Below are 23,189 nucleotides of genomic sequence, written 5' to 3' on the forward strand. Positions count from 1 at the left end.
TGTGCTCCCAGTCTAGTCGTCATCGCTCGAAGGACCCCGACTGGCCACTTACCCCACGGTGACGTCGAAAAACCGTGTGTCAACTGGCCATTCGACGCCGTCGGCTAGTGCTGGTCGTGCAGTTCCGGATCGGCTTCCAGATGGGTCAGCCCGTTCCACATCAGGTTGACCAGGTGCGCGGCCACGACTTCCTTCTTCGGTTCCCTGGTGTCCAACCACCACTGCGCGGTCATCGACACCGAACCGACCAGGGCCTGGGCGTACAGCGGCGCCAGCTCCGGGTCCAGGCCACGGCGGGAGAAGTCGCCGGCCAGGATCGACGCCACCTGGCTGACGGCGTCGTTGAGCAGGCTCGAATACGTGCCGGAGGCGATGCTGGCCGGGGAGTCGCGGATCAGAATGCGGAAGCCGTCGGTGCGCTCCTCGACGTAGGTCAGCAGGGCAAGGGCCACCCGCTCGACCCGCACCCGCGACCGGTTGTTCGTCAGCGACGAGGTGATGCCGTCCAGCAGCGCCGACATCTCGCGGTCGACGACGACGGCGTAGAGGCCTTCCTTGCCGCCGAAGTGCTCGTAGACGACCGGCTTGGAGACGTTCGCCCGTTGGGCGATCTCCTCGATGGACGTCGCGTCGTACCCGCGCTCGGCGAACAACGACTTGGCGATCTCGACCAGCTGTTGGCGTCGTTCGGTGCCCGTCATGCGCGCGCGGGGTGCGCGCACTTCCTTCTCCGGCGCCGCCACGGCCATCAGGGTAATCCCCAGGTCGCTTCGCTCCTGCCCGCCGCGCGTAATCCCCGCCCCCGCGGAGTCGACTAAAGTCACTCCCGCAGTCCGTCGTGGTGTAATCGGCAGCACCTCTGATTTTGGTTCAGATAGTTCAGGTTCGAGTCCTGGCGACGGAGCACCCAGCCAGCGATTTCGGCGCACTTAGCCGCGGTGAGCGCGGAACTTCGCACCGAAACCGCACGAAGGAGCCCACCACATGGCGACACGAGGCGAAACCGCAGTCATCGTCCTGGCCGCAGGCGCGGGCACCCGGATGAAGTCCGACATCCCCAAGATGCTGCACACCCTGGCCGGCCGCAGCATGCTCTCGCACACCCTGCATGCGATCGCCAAGGTCTCCCCGCAGCACCTGGTGGTCGTCGTCGGCACCGGCCGCGACCACGTCGTCCCCGCGGTCAACGGGCTGGCCGACGACCTCGGCCGCCCCATCGAGATCGCCGTCCAGGACGAACAGCTGGGCACCGGCCACGCCGTCGGCTGTGGGCTCGCCGCCCTACCCGCCGACTTCTCCGGCACGGTCGTGGTGACGGCGAGCGACGTCCCCCTCCTGGACTCCGACACCCTCGCCGGGCTCATCGACGACCACGTCGGCCGGTCGACGGCTGCAACCCTGCTGACCACCACCCTGGCCGACCCGACCGGCTACGGCCGGATCCTGCGCACGCAGGACGGGGAGGTGACGAGCATCGTCGAGCAAGCCGACGCGACGGAGTCCCAGCGGGCCATCCGGGAAGTCAACGCCGCGGTCTACGCCTTCGACGCCGACGCGCTGCGCTGGGCGCTGACCCAGCTGCGCTCGGACAACGCCCAACGCGAGCTCTACCTCACCGACGCCGTCGAGATCCTCCGCCGCGACCAGAAGAGCGTCCGCGGCCGCCACGTCGACGACAGCGCCCTGGTCGCCGGGGTCAACGACCGCGTCCAGCTGGCCGAGCTGCACGCCGAGCTGAACCGCCGCATCGTCGCCGCCCTCCAGCGCAGCGGCGTCACCGTGGTCGACCCCGCCACCACGTGGATCGACGTCGACGTGACCGTCGGCCGCGACTCCGTCATCGCCCCGGGCACCCAGCTGCTCGGCACCACCCGGATCGGGGCGCGCTGTCAGATCGGTCCCGACACCACGCTGACGGGTGTCACCGTCGGCGACGGCGCGACGGTGATCCGCACGCACGGCTCCTCGTCGGTGATCGGCGACGACGCCGTCGTGGGCCCGTTCGCCTACCTGCGGCCCGGCACCGAGCTCGGCGCCGAGGGCAAGATCGGCACCTTCGTCGAGACCAAGAACTCGACCATCGGCGCCGGCACCAAGGTGCCGCACCTGACCTACGTCGGCGACGCCGACATCGGCGAGCACACCAACATCGGCGCGTCGAGCGTCTTCGTCAATTACGACGGAGAAGTCAAGCAACGCACCACGATTGGGTCCCACGCCAAGACGGGATCGGACAACATGTTCGTCGCACCGGTGACGGTCGGCGACGGCGCCTACACCGGCGCGGGCACCGTCGTCCGGGAGGACGTGCCGCCCGGCGCACTGGCCGTCTCGGCGGGTCCGCAGCGCAACATCGAGGGCTGGGTGGAGCGCAAGCGTCCCGGCAGCGCGGCCGCCCAAGCCGCCCGCAAGGCCACCGCGGAGAGCGACCCAACGGACACCTGATGTTGGCATTCCGGCAACCCGGCCACGGGCCGCCAGAATCGCTACGTACGATTACTCCGTATCGATCCCCGACGGCAAAGGCAGCTTCGACGTGGCCACGGACTGGACCGACAATCGCAAGAACCTGATGTTGTTCTCGGGTCGTGCGCATCCCGAGCTCGCCGAACAAGTCGCCAAGGAGTTGGACGTCAGCGTCACCGCGCAGACGGCCCGCGACTTCGCCAACGGCGAGATCTTCGTGCGCTTCGACGAGTCGGTGCGCGGCTGTGACGCCTTCGTGCTGCAGTCCCACCCCGCGCCACTGAACAAGTGGCTGATGGAACAACTACTCATGATCGACGCGCTCAAGCGCGGCAGCGCCAAGCGCATCACGGCGATCCTGCCGTTCTACCCCTACGCCCGTCAGGACAAGAAGCACCGCGGCCGTGAGCCCATCTCGGCACGTCTGGTCGCCGATCTGTACAAGACGGCCGGCGCCGACCGGATCGTCTCGGTCGACCTGCACACCGATCAGATCCAGGGCTTCTTCGACGGCCCCGTCGACCACATGCGTGGCCAGTCGCTGCTGTGCGGATACATCCGCGAGAACTACGCCGACCACGACATGGTCGTCGTCTCCCCCGACTCCGGCCGGGTGCGCGTCGCCGAGAAGTGGGCCGACTCGCTCGGCGGCGTCCCGCTGGCGTTCATCCACAAGACGCGCGACCCGCTGGTGCCCAACCAGGTGAAGTCCAACCGCGTGGTCGGTGACGTCAAGGGCAAGACCTGCATCCTCACCGACGACATGATCGACACCGGCGGCACCATCGCCGGCGCGGTCAAGCTGCTCAAGGCCGACGGTGCCGCCGACGTCGTCATCGCCGCCACCCACGGCGTGCTCTCCGACCCGGCGCGCGACCGGCTGGCCGACAGCGGTGCGCGCGAAGTGGTCGTCACCAACACGCTGCCCATCGGCGAGGACAAGATGTTCCCGCAACTGACCGTGCTGTCGATCGCACCCCTGCTGGCCAGCACCATCCGCGCGGTGTTCGAGAACGGCTCTGTGACGGGACTGTTCGACGGGGATGCCTGAGATCCTGCGGCGCTGCGCGGGCGTGCTGGCGACCGCACTCGTCCTGGCCGGCTGTTCGTCGGCGAGTCAGGACGCCGCGTCGTCCTCCACCTCGCCGTCGTCGACCCCGACGAGCGACACCCCTACGATGACGCCGGCACCGCCGGCCCCCGCGGCGCCCGCCGACCGGCCGCAGGGGTTCCGCGACTACCTGGCGTCGATCAACGTCGCCGGCGCACCCGTGCACCTCGACCAGGCGCCCGGTCTGGCGATCACGGTGCCGGTGCCCGACGGCTGGGCGCAGACCGCCGACCCGCTGTTCGCCACCGGCGTCGAGTTCATCCAGCCGGTCGGCCAGACGGGCAACGGGCCGTCGGTGACCCTGATGGCCGTCGAGCTCACCGGGCCGTTCGACCCCAAGGACGCCATCCGCCACGCCAATGCCGACGCGCTGCCGCCCGGGGCCACCGACGTCACCGAGTCCTACGACGACTACGACGGGTTCCCGTCGGCCGCCGCCCAGGGCATCACCGGCGCCACGCAGCACTACAACCGCATCGTCATCGCCGACGTCCCGTCCACCGGCAAGCGGTATCTCGCGCAGCTCACCGTGACCACGCCGACCGATCAGCAAATCGCCGCCAACCCACCGCTGAAGGGCATCGTCACCGGCTTCAAGGTGGCGGTCTCCTGAGGGGCGCCGGGGCAGTGATCGGCGCGGCCGTGCTCGCGCTCGTCGTGGCCGGCTGCGGGCCGTCGACCCCCGACTACAAGTCGATCTGGACGACGACCACGTCGACGACCACCACGGCACCGAACACCGACAAGCCCATCTCGTTGTCGACGTACTTCGAGAACATCGGCATCACCGGCGCGCCCGTCGCCCCCGACAAGCTGACCGACCTGACGGTGACCGTGCCCGAGCCGCCGGGCTGGAAGCCCTACTTCAACGTCAACCTCGCGCCGGGCACCCGCACGATCGCCAAGGGCGACACCTACCCGACGGCGATGCTGCTGGTGTTCCAGCTCGACGGGAACTTCGACGTCCGCGAGGCGCTCAAGCACGCCAACGGCGACGCCGAACTGTCGCAGAACTTCACCAAGCTGAACGACTCGACCAACGACTACATGGGCTTCCCGTCGTCGATGATCGAAGGCACCTACGACCTCAACGGCCAACGGATGCAGAGCTACAACCGGATCGTCATCGCCCAGGGCACCCCCGCCAGGGCCGGACTGCCGGGCCAGACGTATCTGGTCCAGCTCACCGTGACGGCGTTCGCCAACGAGGCGCAGGACGACGGACCGGACATCGAAGCGGTCATCAAGGGCTTCACTGTCGCCAAGAAATAGCCGCGGGCGCGGACGCTAGGGTGGCGCCATGACCGACTGGACCGCCGCAGACCTGCCCTCGTTCGCCGGCCGGACGGTGATCGTCACCGGCGCCAACAGCGGGCTCGGCGAGGTCACCGCCCGAGAACTCGCGCGCGTCGGCGCCACGGTCATCGTCGCGGTGCGCAACGTGGAGAAGGGGCGCGCCGCCGCGGCCGGCATGCGCGGCGACGTCGACGTGCGCAAGCTCGACCTGCAGGACTTGGCCTCGGTGCGGGCGTTCGCCGACTCGGTCGACGCCGTAGACGTCCTGGTCAACAACGCCGGGATCATGGCCGTGCCCTACGCGCAGACCGTCGACGGCTTCGAGAGCCAGATCGGCACCAACCACCTCGGCCACTTCGCCTTGACCAACCTGCTGCTGCCCAAGATCACCGACCGCGTGGTGACGGTGTCGTCGATCATGCATCTGATCGGCAAGATCAGCCTCAAGGATCTGAACTGGAAGGCGCGGCCGTACTCGGCGTGGCTGGCCTACGGTCAGTCCAAGCTGGCCAACCTGCTGTTCACCACCGAGCTGCAGCGTCGGCTCGACGCGGCGGACTCGGTGGTGACGGCCGTCGCCGCCCACCCCGGCTACTCGGCCACCAACCTGCAGGGACACTCGGAGGGCAAGGTCAGCGGCACGCTGCTGTCGCTCGGCAACAAGCTGGCCACCAATGCCGACTTCGGCGCACGCCAGACGCTGTTCGCGGCGTCGCAGCTGCTGCCCGGTGACGCATTCGTCGGACCGAAGTTCGGGATGGCCGGGCCCACCGGGCTGTCCACCCGTAGTCCGCTGGCCCGCAACGCCCGCACGGCCCGTGGTCTGTGGGACCTGTCCGAGCAGCTCACCGGCACCAAATTTTCGATCTGACGGGCTAGTGCGCTAGCCTTGGCGACGATCACGGCGAGGGTGGACCGCTGAGTCTTCGAACTTCAGTGGCCTACCGTTATCGACGGGAACCGATTCGCAGCTCAGCTGCTTCTAGTCGCCCTCACCGTGCCACCGAACCACCCGGCACAGGAGCGACACACATGGCCAAGACTGCGGCCCACGCATCGAACAATCTGACCGCTGAGGTCCGCGCGAAGACCGGCAAGGGCGCGTCGCGTCAGGCCCGTCGCGACGGCAAGGTGCCCGCCGTGCTCTACGGCCACGGCGCCGACCCGCAGCACCTGACGCTGCCGGCGCGCGAATTCGCCGCCGTGCTGCGCAACTTCGGCACCAACGCCGTGCTGACCCTCGACATCGACGGCACCGAGGCACTCGCACTGCCCAAGGCCATCGAGATTCACCCGATCCGTCGCAACATCCAGCACGTCGACCTGATCATCGTCCGTCGCGGCGAGCGCGTCACCGTCGAGATCAACGTCGTCGTCGAAGGCGACGCGGGCCCCGACACCCTGGTCAACCAGGAGTCGAACACCATCGAGATCGAGTCCGACGCCATGTCCATCCCCGAGAGCCTGACCCTGTCGGTCGAGGGCATCCCGGCGGGCACGCAGTTCCTCGCCTCCCAGGTGCCGCTGCCCGAGGGCGTCACGCTGGTCTCCGATCCCGAGCTGCTGGTCGTCAACGTGATCCCGGCGCCGACCGCCGCCGACCTCGAGGCCGAGGGTGCCGGCGAGGCCGTCGACGCGCCCGCCGCCGACGCGGAGGCCTCCACCGAGGACGAGTCCGACACCTCCGAGTCCGAGTAGTCGCCGTGGCCGAACCACTCTTGGTGGTCGGCCTTGGCAATCCCGGACCGCGATACGAGACGACGCGGCACAATCTGGGCTTCCTCGTCGCCGACGTCCTGGCCGATCGCATCGGCTCGGGGTTCAAGGTGCACAAGAAGTCCGGCGCCGAAGTGACGACCGGCCGCCTCGGCGGCCGGTCGGTGGTGCTGGCCAAGCCGCGGACGTACATGAACGAGTCGGGGCGCCAGGTCGGTCCGCTGGCGAACTTCTACTCGGTGGCCCCCGCCGACGTCATCACCATCCACGACGAGTTGGACATCGACTTCGGTCGGATCAGGCTCAAGCTGGGCGGCGGCGAGGGGGGCCACAACGGGTTGCGTTCGGTCGCGTCAGCGTTGGGTACCAAGAACTTTCAGCGCGTGCGCGTCGGGGTCGGCCGACCGCCGGGCCGCAAGGATCCCGCGACGTTCGTGCTGGAGAACTTCAGCGCCGCCGAGCGCCCGGAGGTCGGCTTGATCTGTGAGCAGGCCGCCGACGCCACCGAGTTGTTGATCGAGTTGGGTCTGGAGACGGCGCAGAACACCGTGCACGCCTGGTAGTCCGCCTCAGCGGCCGGTGATGCCGCTGTCGACCACCTTCACCGGCTTGTGCGGATAGCGCTTCTCGGCGTGGGCCTTGGCAGCCGAATTCGGCAGCACGTACAGCGTCTCCCGTTTGGCCTGAAGCGGTTTGAGCACCAGATCCATGAAGCCCTTGCGATCGTCCAGGTACGGCTCGATGACGTCCTCCCCCGCCGGGCACACCGCAAGGCAGTAGGCCGCCTTGTAGTTCGCCTTGAACGAGAGGCTCTGCCACATCGAGGCATTCTCCGAATCGGTGACGCGCGAACGGAAGTCGGCGGCGTCGGTGCTGTCGGCGATGGTCTGCACGTAGTCGGTGAAGCCGCCCATGAACTCGCGGTAGTTGTGCACCGAGCACGCGACGAAGTCGAATTCACCGTCCTTGCCGATGGCGCCGACGGGGCACGCCGCGACACAGAGCTTGCACTCCAGGCACGGTGAATAGTCCAGCGGCTCACCGTAGCTGGTGATCGGGGCGTCGACCAGGATGGTGGCCAACAGGATGAAGTTTCCGAACTTCGGATGAATCACGTTGCGGTGGATGCCCATGACCCCCAGCCCGGACGCCACAGCGACGGGTTTGTGCGCGACCACCCAGATCCGGCCGGGAAACTGGTCCATCTCCATGGGGAAGGTCGCCGACGGATTCAGCGCGCGGTGGCCGACGTCCTGCAGGGCACGGGTGATCCGGTGGGCGGCCTCGTTGATGATCTCGCCGGTGCGGTGGAACTCCTGGTTGGCCACGCTGCGCGCCGGCGAGCGTACGTTGTCTCGGTTCATCCGCACCACCAGGGAGATGAAGCTCTTGGCGCCCGGCAACGCGGAGTCGACGTGTTCGCGCTCGAAGGCCAGGGCGGGATTCTCGACGCTGGCGAACGCGACGTCGTCGGCACCGGCGGACAGGCAGATCTCGCGCAACCAGTCGGCGTCGATCACCGCCGGTGGCGGTTCGGCCTTGTTGGCGAGCACCTTTCGCACGGTGGGATGGTTGGCGATTCGTCCTGCCACGCGATCCGTCATGCTGGGTATAGTACACAATATCTAGCCAGCGTTAGGATTGGATCGAAGTCCGTCAGGATTGCGTATAGACGGCCGCCGCGACCGTTCCCCCGGCGTAGACCTGAACTCGTGAACGACACGACGACCACGCCTCGCTGGCGGCGACTACTCGACGGTGGGCACACCTGGGGATCGCTCGAGGTGTCCCCCACCCGTTACGGCATCACCCGCTACCGACTGGCAGTCTTCCCGCCCGGGATCTCCTCCGACGACCGGATGCTCCTGCGCATCCGGCGCGCCTGGCCGACGTGGGGCATGGCGATCTTCCTGATCCTCGAGATCCTCCTGGTGCCGGCGCTCGGAGCCGTTGCCGCGCTGTGGATTTCCGCGACGGTGTTCCTCGGCGCGGGCGCGGTGGTCATGGCGATGACGGCGGCCAACCGCGGCAACGTCCGGACCATGACCGCGATCCGGCGGGCGGGCATCCACGACCCACTGGCCGCCGAGCACTTCCTCGAGTTCTACGGGCTGGCCCACGATCTGATCGAGGCCGACGGTCGGCTCACCAGCGGCGAGATCCAGCCCGTCGAACACGAACTGCTGGTGTGGTGCGTCTACAACCGGATGGGCGCCGACATCCGAGCACGCACGGACGCCGAACGCGGGTAGCCGAGAAGGGTCGTCGGCGTCCGGCCGACGGCTTACCGCCGAACTGGACCCGTGCTACGGGAATCCGCACACCGGCGTGACGACAGTCCACGTTTGGCGCGACGGAGGGGTCGCTAGGTGACCAGCGATACCGAGTTGGCGCGGCGCAGCTTGCCCGACGGCGTCTTCGGGATGGTGCCGGGCCCGAGGACCACGACGTTGCGGGGCCGGACGTCGACCTCGGTGACGACCTCGTGGGCGACCTGGTGCTCGATGCGTCGTACCTCGACCGGGTCCTCCCAGGCGTTGGACTCCACGGCGACCGCGAACGTCTCGCGCGAGTGGCCTGCGTCGAGCCGGACCGCGACGGCGCAGCCGGGCCGGACGCCCTTGACACGACCCGCGGCCCGCTCGATGTCGGTCGGGTAGATGTTGCGGCCCGCCATGATGATGACGTCCTTGACGCGGCCGCACACGACGATGTGGCCGTTCTCCATCTGGTAGCCGAGGTCGCCGGTGTCGTACCAGCCGTGCTGGTCTTGGGCTGGCAGGAAACCACCCATCGTGATGTAGCCGGGGGTCAGCGACTCCCCGCGAAGCTCGATGACGCCGACGCCGCGCGCGGGCATGATCTCGCCGTGCTCGTCGACGACGCGGGCCTCGAGGTCACGCAGCAGCGGGCCGAGGGAGGCCAGCCGGCGAGTGTTGCCCTTGGTGGACGGCACCGCGCGCCGCAGGGCGGCCAGCAGATCGGCGTCGACCTCGTCGACCACCAGACCGGCACCGCATTCGGAGAACGACACCGCGAGCGTCGTCTCGGCCATGCCGTAGGCGGGCAGAATGGCCTTGGGGCTGAGACCAAACGGCTTGCCCGCGTCCAGCAGGTCCTCGACGTCGGCCGGCTCGACGGGCTCGGCGCCCGACAGCGCGAACCGCAGCGTCGACAGGTCGAACTGGCCCGGCTCGGCCTGGTTGCGCAGCCGCTTGGCGAACAGCGCGTACGCGAAGTTGGGCGCCGCGGTCATGGTGCCCTTGTACTTGTCGATCAACTTCGCCCACAGCAGCGTGTCGCGCAGGAAGTCCATCGGCGTGACCTTGACCAGTTCGGCACCGAAGTACATCGGGATGGTCAGGAAGCCGACCATGCCCATGTCGTGGAAACAGGGCAGCCAGCTCACCATGACGTCCTTGGTGACGTCGTACTCCGCGCCGATGAACATCGCCTCGGCGTTGGAGTAGATGTTGCGGTGCGTGATCTGGACGGCCTTCGGCGAGCCGGTCGAGCCGGACGTCAGCTGCATCAGCGCGAGGTCGTCCTCGTCGGTCTCGACGGGGTCGATCGGCTCGGCCTCGAGCAGTTCGCCGACCTTGAGGACGAGGATGCCCTTCTCCTCGAGCACCGGGATGGCGACCAGGAACGGGTCGGAGACGATGACGGCCTTCGCTTCGATCATCCCGATCACGTTCATGGTGTCCTCGGCCCACACGACGAGGTCGGTGCGGGGCGTGGGCTGGTGCAGCATCGTGAGGCTGGCGCCCCGCATCCACAGCGCCTGCGCCGTCGGCGCGATCTCGACGGGGTAGCCGGCCAGCACGCCGACCGCGTCTCCGGGGCCGACGCCGGCCGCGGCCAGCCCGCCCGCGATGCGCCGGGCGCGTTCGTGCACCTCACCCCAGGTGTGTCGCACCGGCTCGTGCGGTTCGCCGGTCACCATGCCCGTGCTGACGGTCGCAGCATTGCGGTACATCTTGTCGGTAAACCTGCTCACGACAACCTCCTGGATCTGGGGAGCCCGCCGTGGGCCCCAGTGTTGGACGTGAAGCCAACACGCGCTGTTCCATGTTCCACCCGTGTGCGCGCGCGTTCCGAGCGGAACGTGCACACGATTGGGGTGCGATTATGTCTCGAAACGGGTGCGGTGAAGTTGGCTCCGCCGGACTGGGCTTGATCGGTGCCGCCGCTGAAGTATCGCCCACCGAAGACCACGGTGGGGGAAGTCGTCGCGCCGCACGTGAAACCGCTCGTTGTCACCGCCGATCATCTTAAGAGACTCTTAAGTAACTACCAAACTTATGGCCTAATTGAGGCGTGGGTCACACCGTGTTCGAGGGCGCCTGAACCACCCGGGCGCCGTGCACCGGGCCGCTCGCCGCCCGCACCGTGCGGCAGACACCGGCGCCGGTGAGTTGCACACCGACGTCGACCGCGGCCGCCGCCGTCGGGCACAGGAAGGCGCACGTCGGCCCCGAGCCGGACACGATTCCCGCCAACGCCCCGGCGTCTGCCCCCGCACGCAGCGTCCTGCGCAGTGTCGAGTCGAGGTTCAGCGCCGCCGGCTGTAGGTCGTTGCCGAGCAGGGGCGCCAGCTCGAAGGGGTCGCCAGAGGCCAGCGCCGCGAGCAGCAGCTCGGGATCCTCGAGGCGGGCGGGCTGAGCCTTGGTGGCGTCAGCGCGCAGCCGGTCGATCTCGGCGAACACCTTCGGGGTGGAGAGGCCGCCGTTGGCGAACGCCAGCACCCAGTGAAAAGTGTTGCGCGACAACACCGTTGCCAGCTGTTCGCCGCGCCCGGTGCCCAGTGCGGTGCCGCCGTGCAGGGCGAAGGGCACGTCGCTGCCGAGTTCGGCTCCCAACGCATGCAGATCCCGGCGGGGCACCCCCAACTCCCACAGCGCGTTCATCGCCACCAGGACGGCGGCGGCGTCCGCACTGCCACCGGCCATTCCACCGGCCACCGGAATCGACTTCTCCAAGGTGATGGCCACGTCTGGCTCGCGGCCGACGTGGGTCGCCATCAACTCCGCGGCACGCCACGCCAGATTGCGATGGTCCAGGGGCAGTGAGGCGGCGTCGGCACCCAGCCCGTCCCCCGCCAACTCGAGTGACAGCACGTCGGCGTTGCGCACGGTGATCTCGTCGAACACCGACACGGCGTGGAACACCGTGGTGAGTTCGTGATAGCCGTCGTCGCGAAGATCGCCCACGGCGAGGTAGAGGTTGACCTTGCCGGGCACGCGAACCGTCACCGACCCCGTCGACACCCATTCGGCAGCTGCGTCGGACTGGGGCACGCAACGACAGTAACGAAGCGCGGCCGCGACGGAAAAGGAAGTCGCTCGATCCCCGCGTCACGCCCCCGTCTGCGAGAATGCCGTCAACAATGGACGCGTTCGGGGACTACGTGCTCGACGGCGCCGTCGGCCACGGCGGTTCCGCGACCGTCTACCGGGCCCACCACACGGGCGGATCGGCCGGTCCCGTCGCGCTCAAGGTGCTCGACGAACACCATCGCGACGCCGTCCACATGACCCGGCTTGAACGCGAGTTCGAGTTCGCCAAGCAGGCCGCCCACCCCCACGTGGTCACCATGTACGACCACGGTCCCGGCTGGCTGTCCATGCAACTGATCACCGGCGGAACGGCGACGAGCCTGCCCGGCCGGGCGCTGCGCCTCACCGCGCTCGCCCAGATCGCCGACGCCCTGGACCACGTCCACGCCCTCGGCATCGTGCATTGCGACGTGAAGCCGTCGAACATCCTTGTCTGCGAACTGTTTTCGGCTGGCGGGGCAATCCTGGTCGACTTCGGCATCGCCCGCGCGCTCGCCGAGGACGGGGCACACCGGATCACGCACGTCGAGGCGTCGCTGCCGTACGCGGCACCGGAGGTGCTGCACGGGCACCCGCCCGAACCGTCGTCGGACGAGTACGCGCTGGCCTGCACGGTCGTCGAACTGCTCACGGGGTCACCGCCGTTCACGGCCAAGACGTCGATGTCCCTGGTCAACGCCCACCTGAACAGCCCGGTGCCGAAGTACTCTCGGCGGATCGACTGGTTGCCCCGGGCGTTCGACTCGATCCTCGCCAAGGCGATGGCCAAGTCCCCCGACCTTCGGTATCAGTCCTGCTCGGAGTTCATTTCGTTGATCATCCACGCGATTGGGTGAGCCCACCCAGCCATTTGCCCGGCTTTCCGTAACTCAATCTTTACCCCTGGCCGCGACGCCCCCGGTCGTCGGCGACTAGCTTCGTCGAATGACCACCGAATCTCAGAGCGCATACGACAATTCCGCGCTCGCACATGAAGAAGAGGGCTACGAGAAGGGGCTCAAACCCCGCCAGGTCCAGATGATCGCCATCGGTGGCGCGATCGGCACGGGCCTGTTCATGGGGGCCGGCGGCCGGCTTGCCAGCGCCGGGCCGGGCCTGTTCATCGTCTACGCCATCTGCGGCGTCTTCGTCTTCTTCATCCTGCGAGCCCTCGGCGAACTGGTGCTGCACCGCCCCTCGTCGGGGTCGTTCGTGTCCTACGCCCGCGAATTCCTGGGCGAGAAGGCCGCGTACGTCGCCGGTTGGATGTACTTCTTCAACTGGGCGTGCACGTCGATCGTCGACGTCACCGCCATCGCGCTCTACATGCACTACTGGGGCACCTTCGGGGCGATACCGCAGTGGCTGATCGCGCTCATCGCACTGGTGATCGTGCTGACCATCAACATGATCTCGGTCAAGTGGTTCGGCGAGATGGAGTTCTGGGCGGCGCTGATCAAGGTCGTCGCGCTGGTCACCTTCCTCGTCGTCGGCATCGTCTTCCTGGCGGGCCGCTTCAAGGTCGAGGGCGCCAGCACCGGCCCGTCGGTGATCGCCGACAACGGCGGCCTGCTGCCCAACGGGCTCATCGCGCTGGTCGTGATCACCTCGGGCGTCATCTTCGCCTATGCCGCAGTCGAATTGGTCGGCACGGCGGCGGGCGAGACCGAGAATCCGGCCAAGATCATGCCGCGGGCCATCAACTCCGTCATCTTCCGCATCGCCATCTTCTACGTCGGCTCGCTGATCCTGCTGGCCTTGCTGCTGCCGTTCACCGCGTACAAGCAGGGCACCAGCCCGTTCGTGACGTTCTTCTCCAGCATCGGGGTTCCAGCCGCCGGCGACATCATGAACTTCGTCGTGCTGACGGCGGCGTTGTCGAGCCTCAACGCCGGCCTCTACTCGACCGGCCGCATCCTGCGGTCGATGTCGATGAACGGCAGCGCACCGAAGTTCACCGCGAAGATGTCCAAGAAGGGCGTCCCCTGGGCGGGCATCGCCCTGACGGCGTGCTTCACGGTCGTCGGTGTCTTCCTCAACCTGGTGGTACCCGCGGAGGCGTTCAACATCGCGCTGGACCTGTCGGCGCTGGGCATCATCGCCTCATGGGCCACCATCGTCATCTGCCAGATCCAGCTGTACCGCTGGTCGCAGAAGGGCATCCTGGAGCGGCCCAGCTTCCGACTGTTCGGCGCCCCGTACACGAGCTACGCCACCCTGCTGTTCCTGGCGGCGGTCGTCGTGCTGATGTGCATCGAGAACTACTGGAACGCCATCGCGTTGGTGATCATCGTGCCGGCGCTCATCGGCGGCTGGTACGCCGTCCGAGACCGGGTGCTGGCAGTGGCCCAGGAACGCGTCGGGATCACGGGTAACTACCCGATCTACGCGGAGACCCCGCTGCAAGACGAGTTCCTGGCCAAGGACGCCAGGGCGCGCGAAGCGGCCAAGACGAAGAAGGACGACGACAAGGGCTGACGGCGGGGACCGTCCGCGTGGGCTGAGCGCTCAGGCGCCTCAGTACACGCGGACGTTCGGCTGCCGGGGGGCTGACTCGACCTGGCCCGACCGCTGAAGCAGTCGCACGAAGTCGGCGATGCCGAGCGTCTCACCGCGGCGGGCCGGGTCGATGCTCGCCGACAACAGACGCTCGGCGGATTCGTTGCCAGACCCTGCCCATTCGGCGAACGCGTTGCGGGAGGTCTTGCGGCGCTGCGCGAAGGCGATGTCGATGAGCTCGAAGACCTTCTTGCGGAACCCGTCCTCGACTGGCCAGGGCGACGTCTCGTAGCGATCGAGGCGAACCAGGCCGGAGTAGACGCGCGGGATCGGCCAGAAGACCGTCGGCGAGACCGTGCCGTGGCGACGGACGTTGCCGTAGAAGCGCACCTTCGCGCTGGGCACGCCGTAGTCCTTGCCACCCGGCTCGGCGGCGAGTCGCTCGGCCACCTCCAGCTGGACCATGACCATGACGGTCCGAATGGTCGGGAACTGGGCGAGCAGGTGCAGTAGTGCGGGAACCGCCACGTTGTAGGGCAGGTTCGCGACGACCGCAGTGGGCTGATCCTCCAGGTCGGACGGCATCAGCTCAAGCACGTCCTTGTTCAGGACGACGAGTCTGTTGATCTCGCTGTGGGAGTGGTCGGCGACGGTCTTGGGGAGCTGACGCGCCAGAACGGGGTCGATTTCGACCGCGGTCACCTTCGACCCCCGGTCGAGCAGTGCCAGCGTCAACGAACCGAGACCCGGGCCCACTTCGAGCACCACGTCATTGCGATTCACCCCCGACGCAGACACGATCCGACGCACGGTGTTGGCGTCGTGGACGAAGTTCTGTCCAAACGCCTTCCGGGGCCGGAACTCGAGTTCCTTTGCCAGATGCCTTATCTCGGTCCGCCCGAGTAGCCGAATCGTCAGCGCACACCCAACCTTCCACTACACACGGGCCACGCCCCCCAACCCTGGCGCGCCCGGGTGACCTCAGCAATCGCGATCTGCTCTTCTCGTGAAGCCAGATCGGCCCGCTGAGCATACCGCAAACCACCGTTGCGCTCCCATGTGTTTTGGTCGAATTGCACTCCACCGTAGAAACCGTTACCGGTGTTTATAGCCCAATTACCTCCGGCTTCGCACCGAGAGAGGGCGTCCCACGTCTCTCCCTGGGACACCGCGGGCACCTCCGTGCCCGGCTTGGCGCCGACGCGAATTTTGCCGTCGCGGGCCGGAACGACGACGACATTGGCTACTGGCAGCCTCCCCGTCTCCACGCCGTTGACCGTCGCGACGGCGTAGGTGACGTCCTGAACACCCGGAGTTCCGGGGTCGTCGACGACCTGCCTGCTCATGTTCATCGTGACGTCGGGGACCACGTCGTTCGTGGGTACCAGCGGCACTCTTTCGGTCGTCCTCGCCACCCGGACGCGGGTGACCTGGATCTGCATTCCGTCGGCCACCGGTGAGTTAGCCGCGGGGACCACGGTGTCGCTCTGCTGCAGCGGCATGCCCGCGGCCTCGAGGAAACCGGCCACGTTCGCCGCCGCCACGCGGACCGTCGTGACCACACCGCCGTCGTCGACCTGCGCGGTGCGCGCCCCCACCACCGGCAGTGACATGCCGCCCAGCGGCACGCGACTGCCACGGGAGGCCGCGGCCGGAGCCGTGTCGGTCATCGACAACTGCGCGAGCGCGCCCTGCACGGTCGACGCCGTCGTCCAGACCTCCCGGCTGTCACGACCGTCCAACGAGATCTGCAGCGGACGACTGCGGCGCAGCACGATCGTCTCGGACTCCTCGACGGGTTCGTTTGCCGCGGGGTACAGATCGTCGCGTTCCCCGACGGAGAAACCGTTCTCCTGGACCACGTCGATCACGTGCGACTTCATCGTCGAAACGGTGATGGACCTGCCGTCCACGGTCAGCGTCACGGTCTTGTGGGTCCCAACGGCGTACCCGCCGGCAAACGCCAGTGCGACCAGCAGACTCGCAACCAAGAGCCGCAGATGCGGCGAGCGCGCCTCGTGAAGCCTATGCAAATAGTTCAACGACAACTTTCCCGACTATCGGATCGGCCACCTGCGAAGAACCGGGGCCAACCACACCTATTACAGGACGGTAACGAAGTCCCCTGGAGGCAGCAACTCGCGCTCAGCTGCCCATTCCGTAGGTCCGACGCGCGTTCTCCGATGTCTCACGGGCGACGTCGGCGGCCGATCTGCCCACGACCTCGGCCAACGCTCGAACGGTGTACGGCAGACAGTACGACTCGTTCGGTGCCCCACGGAACGGATGAGGCGTCAGGAACGGCGCGTCGGTCTCGACCAGTAGCTGCGCCGGCGGAATCAGCGCGGCCGCCTCCCGCAACTGGTGGGCGTTGCGAAAGCTGACGGTGCCCGACAGGCTCAGCAGCCAGCCGGCGTCGATGCACGCGCGCGCCATCTCCGGCCCCGACGAGAAGCAATGAAAGATGACGGACTCCGGGGCGCCCTCCGCGGCTAACACGTCGAGCACGGCCGCGTCGGCGTCGCGGTTGTGGATCATCAGCGGCTTGCCGGTGCGCTTGGCGAGGTCGACGTGCCAGGCGAACGCCTCCCGCTGCTCGGCGGGCTCGGCACAGCCCTCGAGCTTGCCAGGCCAGTACAGATCCATGCCCGTCTCCCCGATCGCGACGACACGAGGATGGCCGGCGAGCTCCTCGATCTCCGCGCGAGCGGCGTCGGTCAGGGCGTTGGCGCGCGTGGGGTGCAGGGCCACTGCGGCGTACACGCGGGGATCCCAGTCCGCCGCCCGAACCGCCCACCGGGCCGACTCGAGATCGTCGGCGATGGTGACGACGGCCGTCACGCCGACCGCCTCGGCCCGGTCCAGGATCGCGTGCACGTCGGCGGCGTCGGAGGCCCCGCACGCGTCGAGGTGGGTATGGGCGTCGACCAGGGGGCCGACGGACTCGGGCGCTGGCGGCCTCTCGCGTCTCGAACTCACACCACACAATAAGGTGAGTCCAAATGAGAGAGCCCTTCTACGTCACGACGGCCATCGACTATCCCAACGGTGCGCCGCACATCGGTCACGCGTACGAGAAGACCGCCACCGACGCGATCGCCCGGTTCAAGCGGCTCGACGGATACGACGTCCGGTTCCTCACCGGGACCGACGTGCACGGCCTGAAGATGGCGCAGACCGCGGAGCGGGAGGGCGTGGCCACCGCGGAGCTCGCGCTGCGCAACTCCGACACCTTCCAGGCCATGCAGGAGCGGCTGAACGTCTCGTTCGACAGGTTCATCCGCACCAGCGACGCCGACCACCTCGACGCGTCGGTGGAGATCTGGAACCGGATGAACGCCGCCGGCGACATCTACCTCGACTCGTATTCGGGCTGGTATTCGGTGCGCGACGAGCGGTTCTTCGCCGACGACGAGCTCGAGGAGCGCGCCGACGGCATCCGGTACTCGACCGAGACCGGCACACCGGTCACGTGGACCGAGGAGCAGACGTACTTCTTCCGCCTCTCGGCGTACACCGACAGGCTGCTCGCTCACTACGAGGCGCACCCCGAGTTCATCGGCCCGGACGTCCGGCGCAACGAAGTGGTCAGCTTCGTCTCCGGCGGCCTGCGTGACCTGTCGATCTCCCGCACCACGTTCGACTGGGGCGTGCCGGTACCCGGCCACCCCGACCACGTCATGTACGTGTGGGTCGACGCGCTGACCAACTACCTGACCGGTGCCGGCTTCCCCGACACCGAATCGGAGTCCTTCCGCAAGTACTGGCCTGCCGACCTGCACATGATCGGCAAGGACATCATCCGGTTCCACGCCGTGTACTGGCCGGCGTTCCTGATGTCGGCCGGAATCGAGCTGCCGCGACGGGTCTTCGCGCACGGGTTCATCAACGTCCGGGGCGAGAAGATGAGCAAGTCGGTCGGCAACGTGGTCGACCCCATCGCGCTGGTCGACGAGTTCGGCGTCGACGCGGTGCGCTACTTCCTGCTGCGCGAGGTGCCGTTCGGCCAGGACGGCAGCTACAGCGAGGAATCGATCATCGGTCGGATCAACTCCGATCTGGCCAACGAACTGGGCAACCTGGCCCAGCGGTCGCTGTCGATGGTGAACAAGAACCTCGACGCCCGGGTCCCCCAGCCGGGTGAGTTCACCGCCGAGGATCTCGAACTGCTGGCTCTCGCCGACGGCTTGCTGGAGCAGGTCCGCGCCCACTTCGACGTACCCGCCATGCATCTGGCGCTCGAGTCCATCTGGCTGATGCTCGGTGCCGCGAACCGGTACTTCTCCGGTCAGGAGCCGTGGGTGCTGCGCAAGTCCGACGCCGCGGCCGACCAGGAGCGGTTCGGCACCGTGCTCTACACGACGCTCGAGGTGGTGCGCATCGCCGCACTGTTGATCCAGCCGGTGATGCCGGAGTCGGCCGCCAAGCTGCTCGACCTGCTGGGTCAGCCCGCCGACCAGCGGGACTTCACCGCCGTCGGCACGCGACTCGTGGCCGGGACGGAACTGCCGAAGCCGGAGGGCGTCTTCCCCCGCTATCAAGTGGAGTGACGGCGAGCGCAGCGAGCCGAACCAACGATCGAGTGACCTGAGTCACGCCGTGTCACACTTCGACGGTCGGAGGTGTCTTGATGGCATGAACACACACGAGCACGCGAATGTCGTCGTCGTCGGCGGCGGGTACGCCGGCGTCCTTGCCGCCAATCACCTACGGGTGAACGACGACGTCGCCGTCACACTGGTCAACCCGAGGCCCCGGTTCGTCGAACGAATCCGGTTGCACCAGTTCATCACCGGGTCCGACGACGCCGTGGTGGACTTCGCCGACGTGCTGTCAGGTGACGTCCGCCTGGTGGTCGACACCGCCGAAATGATCGACCCGTCCGCGCGGGCGGTGAGGCTGGCGTCCGGCGAGACCCTCGGCTACGACTATCTGATCTACGCCCTGGGCAGCACGGGCGCCGCGCCAACGGTTCCTGGTGCGGCCGAATTCGCCTATCCCCTTTCGGAATTGGAGCACGCCGAACCGCTGCGCGCGAAGCTGGCCACGGTTCACCCCGGCGCTGCGGTGGTCGTGGTCGGCGCGGGGCCGACGGGCCTAGAGGTCGCCGCCGAACTCGGCGAGCAGGGACAGTCGGTGACGCTGGTGTGCGGCGGCGTCCTCGGCCCGTACTTCGGCGAGTCGACCCGCCGCGCCGTGACCAGGCGGATGCAGCGGCTCGGGGTGACCGTGGTCGACGGACCGGGCGCCACGGTCGTCGAGGTGCGCGGGCGTTCGGTGCTGCTGGCCGACGGCCGCGAGCTGCCCGGCGTCGTCACCATCTGGGCGGCGGGCTTCGGGGTGCCCGACCTCGCGAGGCGCAGCGGCCTGGCCACCGACGAGATCGGTCGGCTGCTCACCGACGAGACGCTGACCAGCGTCGACGACCCCTTCATCATGGGGGCCGGAGACGCGGTCGCCCCGTCGAACGCACCGTTGCGGATGAGCTGCCAGGCCGCCATCCCGCTCGGCGCGCAGGCTGCCAACACAGTGCTGAGCCGCATCGCGGGTGACGAGCCCGCCGCGGTGAACCAGGCCTTCACCGGTCAGTGCGTCAGCCTGGGCCGCAAGGCGGGGGTCATCCAACTTGCCCACCTGGACGACCGCCCCACGCCGCTGTTCATCGGAGGGCGCGTCGCGGCGTCGATCAAGGAGGCCGTCTGCAAGGGCACGGTGTGGCAGCTCGGCCTCGAAGCCCGCAAGCCCGGCTCGTACCGCTGGCTCAAGGGCGGCAAGCGGGCCGAGCACGTGGCGGCGGCGGTCCGGTGAGCGCCAGCGAGCACGCCGACAGATTCACCAGTCTGCGGCCGCTGTTGTTCACCATCGCCTACGAGATACTAGGCACGGCAACGGAATCCGACGACGTGCTGCAGGAGAGCTACCTGCGATGGGCCGAGGTCGACCTGGCCGTCGTCCGCGACACCAAGGCCTACCTCGCCCAGCTCGTCACCCGGCAGGCGCTCAACGCGTTGCGCGCGCAGTCGCGGCGACGCGAGGAGTACGTCGGCCCATGGCTTCCCGAGCCGCTGCTCGTCGACGCCACCGACGCGTCCTCCGACGTCGTCCTCGCCGAGTCGGTGTCCATGGCAATGATGGTGGTGTTGGAGACGCTCGGTCCCGACGAGCGGGCGGTGTTCGTGCTCCGTGAGGTGTTCGGCTTCGGCCACGACGAGATCGCCGAGACGCTGGGCAAGTCCACCGCGGCGGTGCGGCAGATGGCCCACCGCGCCCGCGAGCACGTGCAGTCCCGGCGCAGGAGATTCGAGCCCGCCGATCCCAAGCAGTCGCTCGAGATCACCGCGCAGTTCTTCGCGAGCGCCTCGACGGGCGACGTCGACGCGCTGATTTCGATGCTGGCACCCGACGTCGTCTGGACCGCCGACAGCGACGGCAAGGCGAGCGCCGCCCGCAGGCCGGTCGCCGGTGCCGACAAGGTCGCCCGGCTCATCCTCGGCCTGCTTCGCTTCGCCGGCGAGGGCGGCCGCGTCGAACCCGCCTACTACAACGGCGCACCCGCGCTGGTGCTCTACCTCGACGACGGCTTGGAGGGCGTGATCTCGGTCGAGATCACCGACGGGCTGATCACGCACTTCTACGCGATGCGCAACCCCGAGAAGCTGCGCGGGGTGACGGTGCACAGAGAGATCGCGCGCTAGCCGTACCGCGCCATGACAGGCTGTGGCGATGCGGATCGAGCGGATCGCCCCGTCCCGCAGCGCCCCGGAGGTGCTGCGGTGTCTGGCCGCCGCGACGACGCGCCTCGGCCTGCCGCCACCGGCGGCGTTGATCGGTGACTGGTTCGGCTCGCGGGCCGTCGTCGCGCCGAGCGTCGCCGTCGAACCCGTACCCACGGCCGGCGTCTTCGACGTCGCGCAGCACGCCGGCGGCGGTTCGCGGGGCGACGCCGTCGGCGGTGGCTGGATCGGTTACCTCTCCTACCCCGACGCTGGGCGTGACGGCGCCGGACCACGAATCCCCGAAGCGGCCGGGGGCTGGACCGACGACGTCCTGCGGCTGGACGCCGACGGACACTGGTGGTACGAAAGCCTTTCCGGCGCAGCCGCTCCCGGCTGGGTCGTCGACGCGGTGGCCGTCGACCCGGCACCGTCGGAGTGTCACGTCGAATGGGCCGTCGCCGACCGCGACGCACACCGGGCGGGCGTGCTGGCCTGCCTGGACGCCATCGCCGCCGGGGAGGTGTACCAGGCCTGCGTGTGCACGCAGATCGTCGGCACGGTGACGGGGTCGCCGGTCGACTTCTTCGCCGAGGCCGTCGCCCGCACGGCGCCGGCGCGCGCGGCGTTCGTCTCGGGCCGCTGGGGTGCGGTGGCGTCCCTGTCTCCCGAGCTGTTCCTGCGCCGAGTCGACGGGATCGTGACGTCGAGCCCCATCAAGGGCACGCTGCCGTTGCACGAATCACCTTCGGCCCTGCGCGATTCGGTCAAGGACGTGGCCGAGAACGTCATGATCGTCGACCTCGTCCGCAACGACCTCGGCCGCGTGGCCGTCACGGGTTCGGTGACGGTTCCCGAGCTGCTGGTGGTGCGACGGGCGCCTGGCGTCTGGCACCTGGTGTCGACCGTCACGGCCCGCGTCGACCCCGACGTACCCATGTCCACCCTTCTGGCGGCGACGTTCCCGCCGGCGTCGGTGACGGGTACGCCAAAGGGCCGCGCCCGTCGACTGCTCGAGACCTGGGAAGCCGATCGGCGCGGAATCTATTGTGGGACGGTCGGTTTGGCGTCACCGTCGGCGGGAACCGAGCTCAACGTCGCGATCCGCACCGTCGAATTCGACGACGCCGGGGGCACGGTGCTCGGCGTCGGCGGTGGCATCACGGCCGACTCGAACCCCGACGCCGAGTGGCACGAGTGTCTGCACAAGGCGGCGACGATCGTGCACCGCTCAGCCTCGGGCGCGCAACACCGCGTCGTAGAGCTCACGCCGTGACGGCGCGCCAGGGTTGTCGGCGATCACCTCGGCGCACGCGTCCTTGACCCCGGCCCCCGCCTCGACCAGTTCGTTGACCTCCGCCACCAGCGTGTCCAGATCGGCCCGGGGTTCGGCGCCGGCCACCACCACGGTGATCTCGCCGAGCACGCCGTCGGCAGCCCAGGCGGCCAGCTCGGCGAGGGTGCCGCGCTTGACCTCTTCGTGGGTCTTGGTCAGTTCGCGGCAGACGACCGCGAGCCGGTCGGGGCCCAACCGGTCGACGGCGTCGGCGAGACACTCGGCGAGCCGGCGCGGGGACTCGAAGAACACCCACGTGCGCCGTTCGCCGGCGAGCGTCGCCAGCCACGTCGACCTCGCGGACTGCTTGCGGGGCGCGAAGCCCTCGAAGCAGAACCGGTCCGACGGCAGGCCCGACACCGCCAGTGCCGTCGTCACCGCCGACGGACCGGGTAGGCAGCTGACGGTCAGCCCGGCGGCCGCGCAGGCCGCCACCAACCGGTATCCCGGATCGCTGATCAGCGGCATGCCGGCGTCGCTGACCACCAGCACGGTCGCGCCCGCGGTGATCTCCTCGACGAGCCACGGCACGCGGGCCGCCTCGTTCTGGTCGAAGAAGCTGACCACCTTGCCCTGCGGCACGACGTCGAGGCTCTGGGCGAGAGTCCGGATGCGTCGGGTGTCCTCGGCGGCGACGACGTCGGCGCTGCCCAGCGCCTCGACGAGGCGTGCGGAGGCGTCGCCAGCCTGGCCCAACGGCGTGGCGGCCAGGAGCAGTCGACCGGGTGTCACAC

Annotated in this window: 22 protein-coding genes and 1 tRNA gene; 15 read left to right on the forward strand and 8 right to left on the reverse strand. The window is 68.5% G+C overall.

The window, feature by feature from the left end:
* Positions 1–104: 104 nt before the first annotated feature.
* Positions 105–749: a TetR/AcrR family transcriptional regulator gene (locus H7J06_RS30090; RefSeq protein ID WP_275080099.1), complete on the reverse strand. Its 645-nt coding sequence runs from the start codon at positions 747–749 to the stop codon at positions 105–107.
* Between the two features lie 83 nt (positions 750–832).
* On the opposite strand from H7J06_RS30090, the gene H7J06_RS30095 reads away from it, so the two are divergent.
* From H7J06_RS30095 to pth, 8 genes are all read left to right on the forward strand, one after another.
* Positions 833–904, forward strand: a tRNA-Gln gene (locus H7J06_RS30095).
* 80 nt (positions 905–984) lie between these two features.
* Positions 985–2,445, forward strand: a complete 1,461-nt coding sequence (gene glmU / locus H7J06_RS30100) for a bifunctional UDP-N-acetylglucosamine diphosphorylase/glucosamine-1-phosphate N-acetyltransferase GlmU (protein WP_264043351.1) — start codon at positions 985–987, stop codon at positions 2,443–2,445.
* Positions 2,446–2,536: 91 nt separating this feature from the next.
* On the forward strand, positions 2,537–3,517 hold the full coding sequence (locus tag H7J06_RS30105) for a ribose-phosphate diphosphokinase (protein WP_264043353.1): 981 nt from the start codon (positions 2,537–2,539) through the stop codon (positions 3,515–3,517).
* Positions 3,510–4,190: an LpqN/LpqT family lipoprotein gene (locus H7J06_RS30110; RefSeq protein ID WP_264043355.1), complete on the forward strand. Its 681-nt coding sequence runs from the start codon at positions 3,510–3,512 to the stop codon at positions 4,188–4,190. Before H7J06_RS30105 ends, H7J06_RS30110 begins: the two co-directional genes overlap by 8 nt.
* A gap of 14 nt (positions 4,191–4,204) precedes the next feature.
* The gene (locus H7J06_RS30115) at positions 4,205–4,849 is read left to right on the forward strand and encodes an LpqN/LpqT family lipoprotein (RefSeq protein WP_264043357.1); all 645 of its coding nucleotides are present in this window, start codon (positions 4,205–4,207) and stop codon (positions 4,847–4,849) included.
* 28 nt (positions 4,850–4,877) lie between these two features.
* Positions 4,878–5,744: an oxidoreductase gene (locus H7J06_RS30120; protein WP_264043359.1), complete on the forward strand. Its 867-nt coding sequence runs from the start codon at positions 4,878–4,880 to the stop codon at positions 5,742–5,744.
* 161 nt (positions 5,745–5,905) lie between these two features.
* Positions 5,906–6,571: a 50S ribosomal protein L25/general stress protein Ctc gene (locus H7J06_RS30125; RefSeq protein WP_264043361.1), complete on the forward strand. Its 666-nt coding sequence runs from the start codon at positions 5,906–5,908 to the stop codon at positions 6,569–6,571.
* Between the two features lie 5 nt (positions 6,572–6,576).
* Complete coding sequence (gene pth, locus H7J06_RS30130) at positions 6,577–7,152, forward strand: aminoacyl-tRNA hydrolase (protein ID WP_264043363.1); 576 nt, start codon at positions 6,577–6,579, stop codon at positions 7,150–7,152.
* Between the two features lie 6 nt (positions 7,153–7,158).
* On the opposite strand, the gene H7J06_RS30135 is transcribed toward pth, so the two are convergent.
* Positions 7,159–8,193 carry an epoxyqueuosine reductase gene (locus H7J06_RS30135; RefSeq protein WP_264043364.1) on the reverse strand — a complete coding sequence of 345 codons (1,035 nt, stop codon included), beginning with the start codon at positions 8,191–8,193 and terminating at the stop codon, positions 7,159–7,161.
* Between the two features lie 108 nt (positions 8,194–8,301).
* Between H7J06_RS30135 and H7J06_RS30140 the strand changes: the two genes are divergently transcribed.
* Positions 8,302–8,841, forward strand: a complete 540-nt coding sequence (locus H7J06_RS30140; RefSeq protein ID WP_264043366.1) for a DUF6611 family protein — start codon at positions 8,302–8,304, stop codon at positions 8,839–8,841.
* Between the two features lie 113 nt (positions 8,842–8,954).
* Here the strand turns inward: H7J06_RS30140 and H7J06_RS30145 are convergent, their stop codons facing one another.
* Positions 8,955–10,589 carry a fatty acyl-AMP ligase gene (locus tag H7J06_RS30145; protein ID WP_264043368.1) on the reverse strand — a complete coding sequence of 545 codons (1,635 nt, stop codon included), beginning with the start codon at positions 10,587–10,589 and terminating at the stop codon, positions 8,955–8,957.
* A 325-nt stretch (positions 10,590–10,914) separates the two neighbouring features.
* Positions 10,915–11,889 (reverse strand): 4-(cytidine 5'-diphospho)-2-C-methyl-D-erythritol kinase, encoded by a 975-nt coding sequence (locus tag H7J06_RS30150; RefSeq protein WP_264043370.1) that lies wholly within the window; start codon positions 11,887–11,889, stop codon positions 10,915–10,917.
* A gap of 89 nt (positions 11,890–11,978) precedes the next feature.
* Here H7J06_RS30150 and H7J06_RS30155 point away from each other — a divergent pair, with 89 nt between their 5' ends.
* Positions 11,979–12,764: a serine/threonine-protein kinase gene (locus H7J06_RS30155; protein ID WP_264043371.1), complete on the forward strand. Its 786-nt coding sequence runs from the start codon at positions 11,979–11,981 to the stop codon at positions 12,762–12,764.
* An 88-nt stretch (positions 12,765–12,852) separates the two neighbouring features.
* A complete protein-coding gene (locus tag H7J06_RS30160) occupies positions 12,853–14,385 on the forward strand; it encodes an amino acid permease (protein WP_264043373.1) in 1,533 nt (510 codons plus the stop codon).
* A gap of 39 nt (positions 14,386–14,424) precedes the next feature.
* On the opposite strand, the gene rsmA is transcribed toward H7J06_RS30160, so the two are convergent.
* The 3 genes from rsmA to H7J06_RS30175 all read right to left on the reverse strand — a co-directional run bounded on the left by rsmA (position 14,425) and on the right by H7J06_RS30175 (position 17,394).
* Positions 14,425–15,324, reverse strand: coding sequence for a 16S rRNA (adenine(1518)-N(6)/adenine(1519)-N(6))-dimethyltransferase RsmA (gene rsmA / locus H7J06_RS30165; protein ID WP_264043861.1), 900 nt, complete (start codon positions 15,322–15,324; stop codon positions 14,425–14,427).
* Positions 15,321–16,448: a resuscitation-promoting factor gene (locus tag H7J06_RS30170; RefSeq protein ID WP_264043375.1), complete on the reverse strand. Its 1,128-nt coding sequence runs from the start codon at positions 16,446–16,448 to the stop codon at positions 15,321–15,323. The genes rsmA and H7J06_RS30170 overlap by 4 nt, the downstream gene beginning before the upstream one ends.
* A gap of 103 nt (positions 16,449–16,551) precedes the next feature.
* Complete coding sequence (locus H7J06_RS30175; RefSeq protein ID WP_264043376.1) at positions 16,552–17,394, reverse strand: TatD family hydrolase; 843 nt, start codon at positions 17,392–17,394, stop codon at positions 16,552–16,554.
* A 14-nt stretch (positions 17,395–17,408) separates the two neighbouring features.
* Between H7J06_RS30175 and metG the strand changes: the two genes are divergently transcribed.
* From metG to H7J06_RS30195, 4 genes are all read left to right on the forward strand, one after another.
* On the forward strand, positions 17,409–18,956 hold the full coding sequence (metG, locus tag H7J06_RS30180; protein ID WP_264043378.1) for a methionine--tRNA ligase: 1,548 nt from the start codon (positions 17,409–17,411) through the stop codon (positions 18,954–18,956).
* A gap of 85 nt (positions 18,957–19,041) precedes the next feature.
* Positions 19,042–20,214, forward strand: coding sequence for an NAD(P)/FAD-dependent oxidoreductase (locus H7J06_RS30185; RefSeq protein WP_264043380.1), 1,173 nt, complete (start codon positions 19,042–19,044; stop codon positions 20,212–20,214).
* A complete protein-coding gene (locus tag H7J06_RS30190) occupies positions 20,211–21,101 on the forward strand; it encodes an RNA polymerase sigma-70 factor (RefSeq protein WP_264043382.1) in 891 nt (296 codons plus the stop codon). Before H7J06_RS30185 ends, H7J06_RS30190 begins: the two co-directional genes overlap by 4 nt.
* 28 nt (positions 21,102–21,129) lie before the next feature.
* Entirely contained in the window at positions 21,130–22,395 is a 1,266-nt protein-coding gene (locus tag H7J06_RS30195; RefSeq protein WP_264043383.1) for an aminodeoxychorismate synthase component I, read from the forward strand.
* On the opposite strand, the gene rsmI is transcribed toward H7J06_RS30195, so the two are convergent.
* A complete protein-coding gene (gene rsmI, locus H7J06_RS30200; protein WP_264043385.1) occupies positions 22,351–23,187 on the reverse strand; it encodes a 16S rRNA (cytidine(1402)-2'-O)-methyltransferase in 837 nt (278 codons plus the stop codon). The genes H7J06_RS30195 and rsmI overlap by 45 nt on opposite strands.
* Positions 23,188–23,189: the final 2 nt, after the last annotated feature.

Origin of the sequence: Mycolicibacterium hodleri (assembly GCF_025822245.1) — a bacterium.
GTDB lineage: Bacteria > Actinomycetota > Actinomycetes > Mycobacteriales > Mycobacteriaceae > Mycobacterium > Mycobacterium hodleri.